The sequence below is a fragment of the Blautia sp. NSJ-175 genome (genome assembly GCF_022867815.1).
In the GTDB taxonomy this organism is placed as follows: domain Bacteria; phylum Bacillota; class Clostridia; order Lachnospirales; family Lachnospiraceae; genus Blautia; species Blautia celeris.
On record NZ_JALIFQ010000008.1, the window covers coordinates 61,276 to 75,565 of the forward strand.

The window sequence follows — 14,290 nt, forward strand, 5'->3', positions numbered from 1 at the left end:
TGTAATAACAGTATCATGACGTATATAGCAAACCAGGTGAAAGCCGGGGGCGCAAAGCTATAGGGGCTAAGCCGCTGCGGTATGCCAGCCAGTTGCCGTTTGAGACAGAGACCGGATGGTAACAGGTTATGTTATGAATCCGGTCTCTTTTTTGGATTGGAAATACAATGCTCTCAGGATATGGCGCGGTATATGAAGAGCTGACGTGTATTTTTGATGAGGGAGAACCAAACTGGTTACAGGGAAGGGAGGAAGGACAGATTGCAGGAACAGTTGTGGATGGATTTGGCAAACGGAAATCAAATTAACAGGCATCAGGTATATGACAGCCTGCCTGCCCGGATGCGCATGTACAGTGAACGTGTTGCGTATTATGTTCAGATTTTATACCACAGTGCCCTTGATATGGGTATTTACGAAAATGATGCAAAACTGAGCCGTGAGCGACAGCCTTACGTATGGGAAAGTGTTAAGCTGTTCGATATCGGCTATGCGGCAGTTCCGGATTTTCTGAAGCAGAAGCCCTCCCTGACTGCGGAAGAACACAGGATCATGGAACGGCATACAACGGACGGCTTTGCCATCGTGTTAGGGAATCCTGTGGAAGAAGAATTCTTTTCCCTGTCTGAAGAGGAAAAGCTGATCATCAGTATGGGAATGGATGCAGCCATCGGACATCATGAGAGATGGGACGGGAGAGGATATCCTAACCATGAGAGGGGAAGCGCGGCACCGATTTTAGGCAGGATGTGCGCAATCTGTAATGCTTATGATAAGCAGACCAGTACCCGCCTGTATCCGGAGGGGATGCCCCATGAATTTGCCTGTTGTGAAATCGTCCGCGAATCCGGATTTGCATATGATCCGGAGCTGGTCAGGGCATTCATAGAGGCTATGCCGTTGTTTAAAAAGGCCCTGTGCCGAAGCAGGGGACACGAATTGGGAGGTGAAAGCTGATGGAAGAAAAGAAGGATAAAAAAGGCCGGATCCTCGCAGCCATCAATATTATATTGTGTATCATCCTGATTCCGGTCATCTTAATGAATGTGACCGTTATAATCAGTTCGTATATTCATCCGGATGAGATACCGGGGATTTTCGGTATCAAGCCGGTGGCAGTGCTGTCCGGTTCCATGGAGGATACCTTCATGACAGGGGAGCTTATTTTCGTAGAGAAGACGGATACCTCACTCCTGAAAGAAGGGGATGTGATCTGTTATCTTATGGAAGGGCAGGCAGTGACCCATCGTATTGTTAGCATAGAGCAGGATGAGGAAGGTGAAGATTTTTACATAACCAGAGGCGATGCAAACAATACAGAGGACAGGGAAACGGTGAGGCCGGAACAGGTACAGGGAATCTGGAACGGCGTGCATCTGGCCGGTATGGGGAATTTTGTTATATTTCTTTCCAGCACCACAGGGATGATCGTTTTCATTATCTGCCCGATTCTGCTGCTGATCGCCTGGGATGTAATACGGCGCTGGCAGATGGATAAAAAGGAAAGGTCAAGGGCAGACGAACTGGAGGCAGAGCTGAAGGCTCTCAAAGCAGCTCAGAGTGAACGAGAAAAAGCAGAGTTAGAGCAGTAGATTTGTTTTTATTCAGTTGGCTGCATTTGCTGTGCGGGCACAGAGCACTGTAAATGTTCCATATAAATCCGCCGGGGCCACCCGGTAAAACGCTGCGGGCATTTGGGGAAGCGCGACCCGCAGAAATCAAATGGCGTGCTTCCCGGACGCAATAAATTAAAAAGGAGGTTATCCCATGAAAAGAAGAAGAACAACCCGCCTGGGCGTTGTGGCCCTGGCACTTACCCTGATTACGATGACTATGACGGGAGGGACATTGGCGAAGTATACAGCAGAGGTAACGGGTGATACAACGGCAACGGTAGCGAAGTTTGCTTTTGACTTGAACGGAGCGTCGGAACAAACAGAGAAAAAAACGATAAATTTATCTAGTATGTTTTCAAATACTTATAACGATGAGATGGTTAAGGCAGCAGAAGGGAAGAAGGTTGTAGCTCCTGGAACTAGCGGAAAAGTAAAAATAACATTGGATAATAAAGGTGAGGTTAAAATTGCGCCAGCATTTAATATTAGTGAAACTAATGCTCAAAATATTCCATTGCAGTATGCGATTACCGAGACAGAAGCAGTTCCTGTTAGTGATGATGAATGGAAGAAATCCGAGAACTTAATAACTACAACAGATCCAGTTATCGTTGGAAGTAGTAAAATATTCTATCTGCACTGGAGATGGAATCCAAAGAGTGTAGATACGGCAGATACCACTTTGGGTATTAAAACTTCATTAGATACAGTTAAGATAGAGATAAGCTGTACGGTTTCTCAGGTCATCCCTGAATCTCAGCCAACCCCCGGAAGCTGATATATTTTCCCACGCCCCTGTGCCGGGCGTGTACCACCAAAGGGCTTTCAGCCCTTTGCAAAGCGTATTCAAAGCTCATGAACCGCTTTGCAAAAGGCTGAAACTTAGTTTATTGCAAAGGAGATACATAAAGATGGAACAACAGAACCATAATCAATTGCCTCCCTTGCAAAAAGGGACCAATAAGAAGCAGCATCTTATGACACTGCTGCTGGTTTTTCTGCTTCTGCTGGCGCTGTTCTCTTCGGTCCTGGTTGGTTTTCTGATTGGCCGGAATACGGATCCTTACAGAGGACAGATCATTGATACCATTTTCATAGGACCGGACCGGAACAGGACCGTGCACGTGTCCGGGCAGGTGGTGTATTCAGATGGTACACCCTACGCAGACGGGACCGTGGAACTGCGCAGTGAACCAATCATCACCACAACAGATTATAAGGGACGATTTTTTTATGAATCGGCGCCTTCGGGAGCACATACTCTGTCTGTCTTGGATGAGGATGGGAAAGCAATTGCAAAATGTGAATTTACTATCAGCAGGAGCCTTGAAAATCAGGCTGTAAATATCAAAAAGCAGGCGGATGGTCAGTATGCAGTGGAATTGTCAGTCGATGTACGTTTTATTGAACTGGCAGTGGAACTGGATAAGGACAGTGGGTCTCTGAAACTGATTCCGGAGAAAACAGCGGTACTGGAAGATGACGGTACTTTAACGACAGGAGAAAAAAAGTTGAATGTAAAGGACGGCCCGGTGGTACTGCCGTCAGGAACGGTAATTCTTTCCGATATGACAGTAGTTGTACCGGAAAATTTGATCCTTCCGGATAACAGCGTTACACAGATACCAAACGAAGGATACGTCAGTGACAGCCGGGAAAAGGTAAGTGCAGAAGGAGAAGTGATTCTCCCGGATGGTACGGTGATCAATCCGGATGGAATTAAGAAACCGGACGGCAGCATTGTAAAGCCGGAAGAAGCTTACCAGGTTAAGACAGAAGAAAAGAAAAGCGGAACAGACATAAACGAAACACCGAAACCATCTGAAAATCCGTCCGAAACACCGGAACAGCAGGAGACACCGGGAGACGGACAGGAGGATACAGCAGATTCCGGGCCGACAGGTAATACGCCCGGAAATTCGGGAAGCACAGATACGAACAACGGATCCGGATCCTCCGATACTCCGTCACAAAACCCGGGCGGAGAAAATACAGATACACCATCCAATAAACCGCAGCCGGAGGACAGCGGCGGGCTGCGTGCAGAGGGACAGAATGCAGCAGGGTGGATGAGTTGGGAAAGTCAAAGCAGCATTGATCTTTTCTACGACCGTACCGGCGGTTCAGAAGAAAAAATTCAGCCGGGTTCCAAAGGATACTATCTCTTCCGTCTCAGCAACACCCGCCTGAAGGATTTGCGGCTGACAATCAGCCTCACAGAGGGCAGTGTCCACATTCCTCTGAAATTTACACTGACCCCTCTGGATAAAAAGAATCGCAAGCTGACAGACAGGAGTGTAAAAGGTACTGTCGTCAACGGAGCGCTGATACTGGAAGGCACGGTTACAGCAGGGTCAGAAACAACCTATCAGCTTGACTGGGAATGGCCGTTTGACGGTAATGATGAAATGGATACCGCAGCAGGCAGGGACGGCGGCAAATATATTTTGAATATTCAGATTCTTGCAGAAGAAAGCGTGTGATATGAGTAAGATTCTTGGCAGATTGTTCCGCATAATTTTGACAGGAGTATTGTTCCTGTTCCTGCTGCTTATTGCTGCCGAAATGATATCTCATTATATATGGAAACAGTCTCCGGCGGATATATTTGGTTTTTCACCGGTCATTGTATTATCCGGCAGCATGGAGCCGACTTTTTCAGCAGGTGACTTGCTGATCATACAGCAGCAGGAAAGTTATCGTGAAAGAGAGATTGTAACATATGAAGACGGCGGTGTACTCACAACCCACAGGATAGTGGGGCGGCAGTCAGAAGGCTTTATTACCCAGGGAGACAACAACAATATTCCGGACAGCCAGGCTGTTTCACCAGGACAGATTAAGGGGGCCCTTGTCCTGGTGATTCCGCAGGCAGGAACCTTTATCCTGTTCCTGCAGACGCCCAGGGGCATTTTGCTGCTGACAGTTTTCTGTATACTGGCCCTGTTTCTGCCTGATATATTGAAATACCTGATTTCTCACGGAAAGGGGGATGCTGATTGAAGAAACAACTGACAATAGGACGGATTGTCTCTTATCTTTTTTGCCTGTCTTTGGTATGTATGGTTGTGTTCGGTGTATCGTATGCCAGATATACAACTTCTGTGAGCGGAAATGCTTCTGCATGGACGGCGGCAGTGGCGATGGATGGAAAAATCACTACTACGCAGGTAGATGTCAGCGGAATGCAGCCGGGAGATAAAAAGGAAATTTCTTTTCAAGTCATCAATTTTTCCAACGATAAGGTAAGTGAAGTGGCACAGAATTATGCGATAACGGTAAAAACGGCGGGGAATCTGCCGTTTACATTTACATTAGAGCCCGTCTCCCCGGGGACAGCGGATATAAACAGTAAAGCAGGATGGGCAGGTGATATGAAGGAAACGGGTGATGTGTGGAAAACAGAGATATCCGGTTTCCTGCCTGCCGCGGAACAAACTACCCACTCCTATAAACTTTATATTGAATGGCCAACGAAAGCCAATGAGCCAAAATATGCAGATGAAATTGATGTGGTTACTCTTATAATACATGCGGAGCAGGCAATGCCAACCGCATCCTGACCGGAAAAGGTGGTGATATGGAATGAAAGGTTATTGGTCACGTCAAGGAAAAATAAACAGAAAGCAAAAGGGTCTGCTGCTTATTGCCTTTGTTTTGACAGCGGCTGCTCTTATCACCGGACTTACAGTGGCAAAATATGTTCATCAATGGGAAAGCGACCCCGCTCTGGCCAGTACAAAAGAGTTCTATTTCACCAGCGATTTGCTTAAAGAACCAGAAGAAAAAGCTTCATATGAACTGTATAGCTGGGGTGATGGAATAAAAATCAAGCTGCAGAATTTTGAGGATCAAAAACGGTTCTCTGAAATTGATATTGCTTTTAAAATTACCAGCAATGATCTTAATGGAAGTGCTAATGGAAATATAGAAATAGAAAAAAATACAGATAATACAGGGAAGATTACCGGAAGTGCTGCTAATGCACAAACTATCATAGTTAAGCCGGATGGAGGGGCCAAAAGTGTAACGGTCACAGCAGAGTCCACGTCCCCGTATAAAAAAACACTGACGGCCAGCTTTACGCTGAAAGATACAACCGAACCCCGGTTTCAGGTTATAGATTCTGCGGGAAAAGCTGCTGCAGAAATGATTATTAAAGGCAGCAGTACAACGCAGACATTTACATTGAGTTGGAACAGTGCGCAGATGGCACCGGACAGAACAAATCCCCTTTTGACATTTGATAAAAATTCCGAGTCAGGAGGTGGGACGACAAGTTCGGCAACAATTACGATTCCTGCCAGCGGAAGCTGCAGTATTTTATTATTTAAGAAAGAACCTGTTGCTGATTATAGTGTGAAGGAACAGGACATAGTGAATAACCGGATATCTTTGGAGATTTTCGAATAGGAAGGAGCAAATCATATGAACAGAAATTTAAATAAGATCAGGACAGTGACAAAAAAGTTATTTTGTGCCCTTCTGACAGTATGTCTTCTTCTTTCCTCTATAAATGTCAATGAAATTCAAACATTTGCAGCAGAACCGGAAAACATCGATGAACCTATCGTAAGCGGAGATGAAACCATACAGGAGGAAGCTCCAGCAGAATTAGAGTCAGAAGGAGAAAATGGTGACAGCACTGTATCACCTGCAGATACCCCGCAGAGTAATGAAAACGATGGATCGATGCTGCCGGAGACATCCGGTTCAGGCAGTGAAACTATATCGGGCAGCCCGGAAGACAGCGAAGAAGCAGCACCACCGGCATCGGAACCTCAGGATAACAGCCAGGATGCATTAAAAAATGATTCGGAAGACGGGGAGATATCTGTACTCGCGGCTCCGGAAAACCAGATGGATAGTGAAAGCCTGGCGGCGAAGATAGGAAATGTCTCCCTTGTGAATGAAGGAGAAGAAGCAGTTGCTGATCAATGGATGTTTGATGAAAGTCGAACGTTGGAGATATCCGCAGATTTTACCGGCGTTACCGGCGATAGAATTCTGAAGATTGAATTGCCGGTGGGAATGGTTTTTAATACGGGAGGCTATCCTACAAAGGAAACAGATCCTGGTCAAATTGAATTAAGTGAATATCAACCGTGTGATATGCCATATGGATATAATAAAGTTCCTCAAACAGGAACAGGTGGAACATTGACATATACAATTAAGTCTACTGTAAACACGGTAAACCTTAAAATCCTGATTTCATATGACGAACAGCTTTGGAATAAAGAGGCTGGAGGCTATGTTACCGGAGCAAAGAATGAAGATGGATATGCAGTACCTGTTAAAGTGACAAGGCAGGTTGGCGAAGAAACGGCAGTTAAAGTGCTGTCCGAAGTGAAAGCATATAAAGGAGATGACGCGAAGCATACATATAGTGCGACTTACAATGAAAATCCTAGTCTGACGAGTAAAAAACCTCTTAACAAATCGGTTTTGGTCGGGCTGTATTACATATATAATGGCCGCGGTGGTGCTGATATTAACAGTACACCTGCAAAGTATTGGAAGAAGGTAATATTAACGCAGGAGGCACCTTATAAATTAGGTGAAGAAAAGGAGAAAATATATGCAGAATATGCTGATGGTCTTTTAATCTCTTCACCGAAAGGAGGTGCCGTATCATATGACGAAAATACACATAAAACTACAATAACGTGGAAAAATGTTATGTGTAGTTATAGTGAGCCCACAATAAATGGATGCTATAAATTCTCTTCAGAAAAGTTCAATGCAGGGGATGTGATTTATTATCCTCATCCTGAAGTTATAGCACAGGGGTTATATGGAGAGGAAAGAGCACTTTATAATGCAGATAAGTATTCAACTTTTACCATTGGAAAGGGAGAAGAAATATCAATTAAACAGAATACTTCCGCAAAAAAATTTCCGAGAGCGGCACACAAGGAGGTTAGCTATCAAACTGCCGATTTCTTACTGTCGAATACAGGAAGTGAAGATTCTGCTGAAAAAAAGTTTACCTATACTTTTACAGGGGATAAAGGTGTGGGAGTATCTTCCATGCGCCTTATCATGCCCAAAAAAGAGGACTGTATTTTAGAAAATAACTTGGTGAAAGTGTCATATACGGTAATGAATGAAAGGGGGGAGAATATTTCCGCAGAGACATATAGTAGCGTGCAATATGTGGAACCGTCTCTCAGTGAAAATTCAGGAAAAACTGTCATTGTCTGTCGGGATGAAGAGATGGTCAAAAATAATTACTATTTCAGGGAAGTCACGTATAATGTAAAAATACTGCGGGCGGGTACTGATTATTTTACGCCTTCTTCTCCATTAACGAGTGGTGGTAATATTTACTGTAAATTAACCGGTGATAATGTGAATTTAAGTAATGACGAAGTATGTCTGACGGCCGAGCTTAAAGTTGAATCAGCAAAAAATGAAGATATGACAAAAGATGCCTATCAGAAAATAGAAATTAAGGCATCCGATGCAGAACAAACCACCACGATAGGACTAACTAATAAGCCATTATCAGGTAAAGAGACAACAATCGCAGCAGGCGGCACATTATCTTTAGAAGCAACCTTGTCTGTGAGCGACTATCCTTATCATGAGACTTCTTATATAGAAAAGCCTGTATTTTATTTTCGGCTTCCTAAGGATCTCTCGCTGGTAGAGGGTTCCTTGAAAATAAAACAGGGAACTGGTCAGCTAAATGCACAGCCGATTAGACAGACACCAATTGAGGAAGTGGATACGAATGGTAATAAAACCGGATATAGTATTATTCCCATAACATTTACAGAGATTGTGCCAATTGGGTATTACAGCGAAGCGTTAACTATGATAGGGGAAGAGTTGACGCTGTCTTACACGCTGCAGGCTTCAAAAGACACTAACAATATAAGTGCGTATAATTTGCGGGATATTGTGTGTGTTGGAGTCCAAGATATAGAAGTAAGTAATGTGAACAGTGGGTGGAATCCCTACAATTCGGATTATCAAATAAAGGATGGGTTAAATAAAGGAAAGAATGGATATTGTGCAACTTATAAAAAAGATTTCCCGACTGTATTTACCGTTCAGGCAGCAGCACCTATGGTTGAATTTTCTGCTGAAGTGAAAGATCACAGTGCTTCTGATACAGATTATGGAGAAGAAATGACATTCCTTGGAAACGAGGGTGTCTTTGATTACCGTATTACCTTCAGCAATCCGTACGGAGGAACTGTAGACGGAAGTAAATTTTATTATTTGATCCAGTTACCTAAAAAGGGTGAAAAACTTTCACCGCATCTGACAAGTAATAGTGCACAACCTGATTTTAACTTCTCATTGAACGGTCCTATGAAACTAAAAAGTGAGTTTTCTGATTTGTATGAAGTTAGATATAGTTATGATGTTCCCGGTGACGGTGCGGCAGAAGATTTTTATAACAATGGTAAGGCGGACTATTCTAATGCAGGCGGTTATTCCACTTATTATACGGAGGAGGAAATAACCAGTCGGAAGAATGGTTGGAGTGAAATCCGCAGTATAAAACTGATCGTAAAAGAAAATGAGAGCCAGCGGGTGATTCCCGATAGTGAAAAGTGTACAATTACTCTGGAGAATGTAACGTGGAATGTACAAGGTGCTTCGGAGAATACGACATTTAATTGGTCAGCCTGCGGATTGCAGAGATATGACAAAGGAGAACAGGCTTCAGAAGGACATACGCCCACGAACCCAGTTACCTTTCATATTCATCCCTATACAATTGAGTCAAGTGCTACTCTTACTGCTGTGAAAGAGGGGAACAATCTTAAGGGAACCACCAAGACCGTGGATATAACCATTCCTGCTTATAAAGAATCAAAAAATTTAAAAATTAAATCTGTAAGTTTGAGTGAGGATACGTTTAATTTAGTGACTTCCGACGCTATTAACAATAACAAGGGTAATAGCGGGGGGGATACAGAACTTTGGGGAGATAAAAACTTTGCATTGACAGCCAAACTGAATGGAGGCAGCGGAGTCGATATAGTAAAAAAAGAGCAGCCGATAGAAATTGGTTCAAGCACAGCAGGTAAAATATCGTCCCTCACATTAACATTAGGTCACACCGATATAATGTCCACGAATTCGAATGTAGGAACAGTTACGGTTGTTATCGGAGATGATAATGTAATAATTACAGAAGCAATCACGATACGAACCATTGGAACAGAAATGAATACAGACGATATAACGGGTACTATACAGCAGGGGAAAAAGTTTATTAATATAACGGATGATAATTCTAATATAGCCATTACATCAGATAGTTCAGTGAGTGTTCAGTTCAATGTTAAGAATTATCTGCATACCAGTTATGATCCCCCTTATATTAAGGGTGATTTTAAAAAAGGGACTTCATTAATTTTAACGGATAATACAAACAGCAGGGAGCCGAACTATTATTTCTATAAATGTGAGAGTGGAAAAGATGATATAGGGTTATCGGAATTTACCAGTATGGGTGATGAAAATGTTAAGCTTGACTATAAAGAGATACCTGTAGATGCAGTGCTAAATTTTGTTGTGGATTATGCACAGATGGAACAGGAGATAAACGTGTCAACTTCACAGAATTTAAGTCTGGTTTTCCCCCAAAAAAGTGGCGAAGCGACAGAGAAACGAAAAGTAACTAAGACGTGGAGTCTTACACCAAAGCGGGAATTTACGATAAACGGCGTGAAGCAGGATCTTTCTATGCAAAGTATAGGAAGTGTCACCTTTTCCGGTAACGTCGCCAGTCAGATACTTTCAGGTAATGATACTTACCACGCTTCCGATTATATTACCTTATCCATTGCTTTATATGATGAGAATGGCACGGCAACGGTTAACTTTCCGGCAGGCGCATCTGTTACAGCCAATAATACTACTACCGGTACAGCGGAGAATAAAGGCCTTCTCTCGTTGGGGCGGGTCAATGCAGGTAATACGCCATTTTCCATAATCCTCAAAACCACAGACTGGGGGCTGGATCCGGGGAACTATATGATGAAACTGGAATTATACTGCTCCAGAGCGGAAGGATATATCTCCTCTGTCTCGTCCACGCCGGAAGCAGAAACGACCGTAATGCTGACGATAACTGAGAACCCTTCCTATGGATTAAAAGTAAAATTGGCAGAGGGCAGCAGCAGGTTAATAAATCCCGGAGACAGTGTAAAATTCCAATTGGATTGTAAAACAGGGGAAGGTGCTGTGTTCAGTGCTGGCCTGTATAAGAAGGAAAACGGAAATTATAACAATACTGCCATGTTTACATGGCAGGAGAGTGACTTTAAAAAGAATACAGAAGGCAGCGAATATGAAGCAACCCTTACAATCCCTGACACTGTAAAAAAGGGCACGACTTACCGCATCATATTCCGGATGCAGAACGGTGACACAGTAACCGAGGTTCCATACAACATTATGATAAAGGAATGAAAGAAAGCCGCCAAAATAAACAGAAAAAGGAACCGGACACCAGTTGAAGCAACTGATGCCCGGTTCCTTTCTTTATAGGGTATGCATGACAGATATGGATTTAAGCTAATTTCATTATGATGCCAGCTCTTTTGCTTTCTGAGCTGCGGATGCAGCGTCAGCTGTGTAAGCATCAGCACCGATTTCATCAGCGAATTCCTGTGTAATAGGAGCGCCGCCAACCATAACTTTGATATTGCCGCGGAAATCCTGAGCATTTAAAGCTTCAACAGTAGCTTTTAATGCCGGCATAGTTGTGGTCAGAAGAGCAGAACATCCAACAATCTTAACGTCCGGGTTAGCTTTGACAGTTTCAATGAATTTCTCTGTCGGTACATCAACGCCTAAGTCGATAACTTCAAATCCGGCACTCTCGATCATCATGGCAACAAGGTTTTTACCGATATCATGAAGGTCACCAGCAACAGTTCCGATAACCATCTTGCCGCATACGCCAGCGCTTCCGCTTGCCAGATGTGGTTTCAGAACCTCAACACCTTTTTTCATTGCACGTGCTGCAACTAACATTTCAGGAACGAAAATCTCGTTGTTTTTGAAACGCTCGCCTACAACGCCCATTGCGTCGATCATTGCGTTTAATACGTCTACAGCCTGGCATCCGTCATCCAGTGCTTCCTGAACTAATCCACCAACCAGTTTTGCTTTTCCAGCAGCAACAGCATCTGCAACAGCCTGAATCTTACTCATAATAAATTCCTCCCATTTCTTAAAAAATATATTTTATAGTTTTTTATTTCCCTTTTCAGTAATTCCATTCCTCAACACGAACACCATAAATGTTAATTCTTCGGAGCAGGTCCGATCAGTCCTTCACGGTAAGCACCGATGTATTCCATACAGAAATCATCTTCGCCCATAAGTGCCTCTGTAGCATATACAAGACCCAGCATATCTCGGTTCGTGGGGTCCATGATGGCACTGTCAAGTCCTGCGTTCATAGCCAGGATCATAAAGCCGTAGTTGATCAGCTTACGAACCGGCAGATTGAAGGATATGTTGCTGATAGCAGCAGTAATATGAATCGTCGGGTACTGTTTACGAACAGTTTCGATTACCTCGATGTTCATGGCAATACCGTCCTCGGAAGTACACAGCATCTCTACCAGCGGGTCAATGTGAAGACGGTTTGGATTGATGTTGTATTCTTTTGCCTTTGCCATAATATTGTCAAATACACGGAGACGGTCAGCTGCGGATTTGGGGATTCCTGTATCGTCACTTAAAAGTGCAATGACTTCCCAGTCTTTGTTCTCTTCCATTGCCATGATCGGGAAGATGGTGTCAATCTTGTCGCCCTCTCCTGATACGGAGTTGAAGATACCCGGTCTCTTACAGAACTTATAAGCTTCTTTTAAAACTGCGGTACTGGGACTGTCCACGGAAATCGGAAGATCTGTAACTTCCTGGATGCAATCGATCATCCATTTTAAAGTTTCAACTTCAATCTCTTCCGGAACGGAAGCACAGCAGTCTATGTAGGTGGCATTGGCAGCGGCCTGCTTTCTGGCACGGTCTTTGATGAATTCCGCATCCCTCTCAGCGATGGCTTTTGCAACTGCCGGTATGGAACCGTTGATTTTTTCCCCAATGATTATCATTTTTGCAAAACCTCCTGTACAAATTTATAACTCTATTGTACCAAAATGCGCAGAAAGTACAAGCCGCAAAAAGGGGGGATTTTTCAAAGGTTTTCCTACAAAGTGTAGGAAGAGAGAAAACCCATAAAAATGCGGTAAAACAGGAAAATACCTGAATCTACCGCATTCAAAATGGTTAAAAAATTGTCAATCCGGCGGAAGGACACTTTTCCGCACTACCAGCTCCACGGGAAGGTGGATTGCCTTCTCCGCCACCTTCTCTCCGGAAAGCAGCCGGAACAAGAGCTCTGAGGCCAGTTCTCCCTTTCTGGCAATGTCCTGATGCATGGTGGTCAGCTTGGGAATACAGAACTCCGCGTAAGGATTGTCATCGAATCCGCACACAGAGATATCCCGGGGAACATGGCAGCCGTGTTCGTTCAGATAGCCAATCACCTCAAAGGCAAGCTGGTCTGCCGTACAGAACAGTACATATTTTTTTCCTGCCAGCGCCAGGAGGGAATTGTACTGGCTGTCTCTGCGTCTCTTCTGCGTGTCAAGTACCATGTGCCATTGTTTTTCAGTGCTTATGCCGTGTTCTTTCAGAGCGGCTTTGGCGCCTGCGGCTCTCAGAGCAGAGGAGCCTATCTTGGCATCTGAGATTACGATTATATTGGAAAAACCTGTGTTGATGAGGTAGTTTGCCATCTGCTTCCCCGCGCCGATGTCATCCAGGGTGACATGATACCCTTGGTCGGGCAGTGAGGCGGTATCTTCCATAAAAGTGTCGATTCCCACCACCGGGCAGTCCACCAGGGAACACAGCTTGTCATAGTTGGTCTTGGACAGTGTCACAGCAATGATTCCCGCCACGTTCCAGGAAAGTGCTGTCTTGAAAATATTGTCAAGGTTCCGGTCTATATACAGCATCATATAGTAGCCGGCCCTTCGTATCTCTTCCTCCAGCACACCGATGGTCTGGCTGTAGAACGGATCGCCGACGGTGGTCTGGGTGTAGCGTTTTGTGGTATGGATCACCACAATGATCAGCCTGGTCTTGCCTTTTGTCAGAGCTTCCAGCCCCATCTTGGGCACGTAATTGTGCTCCTTCAGAGCCTGCTGGATACGTTCCACGTTCTCTTTTGACACCTTGCTGGTGCGGCCGTGGATCACGTTGGCAACCGTGGTTGGGCTGACATTCATTATATTTGCTATTTCTTTTATCGTTATCATACGGTTACCCCCAAATTCTGACAGCCTGCGCTGTCTGTTACAGGAAAGTTTTTGTCTGAATGTGACATAAGTAAAGTATCGTTTTTTACTTCTATTATAGGATAGCAGAAATTATCAGAATTGCAAGAGGTTGTCAGAAAGTTCATCTATTTGTCAGATAAAAAGAAAATGGGAATGTGTAATTTGATGGCTGTACAAAGATTGGTTATGTGCAAAATGTATAAATGAACAATGTTTAAATTATATATTATGATGGTTTTATATAAAACCTATTTACAGATAATGGGCATTGTGCTAATGTTTATTATATCAATAGAGGTGTTGCACAACACTAACAGCCAGGATGCGACATTTTATGTAAGT

11 protein-coding genes and 1 riboswitch are annotated in these 14,290 nt (G+C 43.9%); of the genes, 8 read left to right on the forward strand and 3 right to left on the reverse strand.

The window, feature by feature from the left end; all coding sequences use genetic code 11:
- The first annotated feature begins 16 nt into the window (after positions 1–16).
- A riboswitch (cyclic di-GMP riboswitch) is annotated at positions 17–100 on the forward strand.
- Positions 101–261: 161 nt separating this feature from the next.
- The 8 genes from MUB35_RS14155 (at position 262) to MUB35_RS14190 (ending at position 11,057) form a co-directional block, all read left to right on the forward strand.
- Positions 262–957 (forward strand): HD-GYP domain-containing protein, encoded by a 696-nt coding sequence (locus MUB35_RS14155; protein WP_186971094.1) that lies wholly within the window; start codon positions 262–264, stop codon positions 955–957.
- Positions 957–1,592 (forward strand): signal peptidase I, encoded by a 636-nt coding sequence (locus MUB35_RS14160; protein ID WP_033141678.1) that lies wholly within the window; start codon positions 957–959, stop codon positions 1,590–1,592. Before MUB35_RS14155 ends, MUB35_RS14160 begins: the two co-directional genes overlap by 1 nt.
- A 175-nt stretch (positions 1,593–1,767) precedes the next feature.
- Positions 1,768–2,394, forward strand: coding sequence for a hypothetical protein (locus MUB35_RS14165; protein WP_052099512.1), 627 nt, complete (start codon positions 1,768–1,770; stop codon positions 2,392–2,394).
- Positions 2,395–2,527: 133 nt separating this feature from the next.
- Positions 2,528–4,099, forward strand: a complete 1,572-nt coding sequence (locus tag MUB35_RS14170) for a hypothetical protein (protein WP_244806390.1) — start codon at positions 2,528–2,530, stop codon at positions 4,097–4,099.
- Position 4,100: 1 nt separating this feature from the next.
- Positions 4,101–4,619 (forward strand): signal peptidase I, encoded by a 519-nt coding sequence (locus tag MUB35_RS14175; RefSeq protein ID WP_033141680.1) that lies wholly within the window; start codon positions 4,101–4,103, stop codon positions 4,617–4,619.
- Positions 4,616–5,179 carry a hypothetical protein gene (locus tag MUB35_RS14180; RefSeq protein ID WP_033141681.1) on the forward strand — a complete coding sequence of 188 codons (564 nt, stop codon included), beginning with the start codon at positions 4,616–4,618 and terminating at the stop codon, positions 5,177–5,179. Before MUB35_RS14175 ends, MUB35_RS14180 begins: the two co-directional genes overlap by 4 nt.
- A gap of 22 nt (positions 5,180–5,201) precedes the next feature.
- The gene (locus tag MUB35_RS14185; RefSeq protein WP_033141682.1) at positions 5,202–6,029 is read left to right on the forward strand and encodes a hypothetical protein; all 828 of its coding nucleotides are present in this window, start codon (positions 5,202–5,204) and stop codon (positions 6,027–6,029) included.
- 15 nt (positions 6,030–6,044) lie between these two features.
- Positions 6,045–11,057, forward strand: a complete 5,013-nt coding sequence (locus MUB35_RS14190) for a hypothetical protein (RefSeq protein ID WP_244806391.1) — start codon at positions 6,045–6,047, stop codon at positions 11,055–11,057.
- Between the two features lie 114 nt (positions 11,058–11,171).
- On the opposite strand, the gene MUB35_RS14195 is transcribed toward MUB35_RS14190, so the two are convergent.
- The 3 genes from MUB35_RS14195 to MUB35_RS14205 form a co-directional block, all read right to left on the reverse strand.
- Positions 11,172–11,804, reverse strand: a complete 633-nt coding sequence (locus MUB35_RS14195) for a corrinoid protein (protein ID WP_033141684.1) — start codon at positions 11,802–11,804, stop codon at positions 11,172–11,174.
- A 92-nt stretch (positions 11,805–11,896) separates the two neighbouring features.
- A complete protein-coding gene (locus MUB35_RS14200; protein WP_033141685.1) occupies positions 11,897–12,715 on the reverse strand; it encodes a methyltetrahydrofolate cobalamin methyltransferase in 819 nt (272 codons plus the stop codon).
- Positions 12,716–12,901: 186 nt separating this feature from the next.
- A complete protein-coding gene (locus MUB35_RS14205; RefSeq protein ID WP_052099513.1) occupies positions 12,902–13,927 on the reverse strand; it encodes a LacI family DNA-binding transcriptional regulator in 1,026 nt (341 codons plus the stop codon).
- Positions 13,928–14,290 lie beyond the last annotated feature (363 nt).

Bases quoted from the DNA above. Each gene is read 5' to 3' on its own strand.
- MUB35_RS14160 (WP_033141678.1), top strand. From the start codon at position 957: ATGGAAGAAAAGAAGGATAAAAAAGGCCGGATCCTCGCAGCCATCAAT.
- MUB35_RS14165 (WP_052099512.1), top strand. From the start codon at position 1,768: ATGAAAAGAAGAAGAACAACCCGCCTGGGCGTTGTGGCCCTGGCACTT.
- MUB35_RS14170 (WP_244806390.1), top strand. From the start codon at position 2,528: ATGGAACAACAGAACCATAATCAATTGCCTCCCTTGCAAAAAGGGACC.
- MUB35_RS14175 (WP_033141680.1), top strand. From the start codon at position 4,101: ATGAGTAAGATTCTTGGCAGATTGTTCCGCATAATTTTGACAGGAGTA.
- MUB35_RS14185 (WP_033141682.1), top strand. From the start codon at position 5,202: ATGAAAGGTTATTGGTCACGTCAAGGAAAAATAAACAGAAAGCAAAAG.
- MUB35_RS14190 (WP_244806391.1), top strand. From the start codon at position 6,045: ATGAACAGAAATTTAAATAAGATCAGGACAGTGACAAAAAAGTTATTT.
- MUB35_RS14195 (WP_033141684.1), bottom strand. From the start codon at position 11,804: ATGAGTAAGATTCAGGCTGTTGCAGATGCTGTTGCTGCTGGAAAAGCA.
- MUB35_RS14200 (WP_033141685.1), bottom strand. From the start codon at position 12,715: ATGATAATCATTGGGGAAAAAATCAACGGTTCCATACCGGCAGTTGCA.
- MUB35_RS14205 (WP_052099513.1), bottom strand. From the start codon at position 13,927: ATGATAACGATAAAAGAAATAGCAAATATAATGAATGTCAGCCCAACC.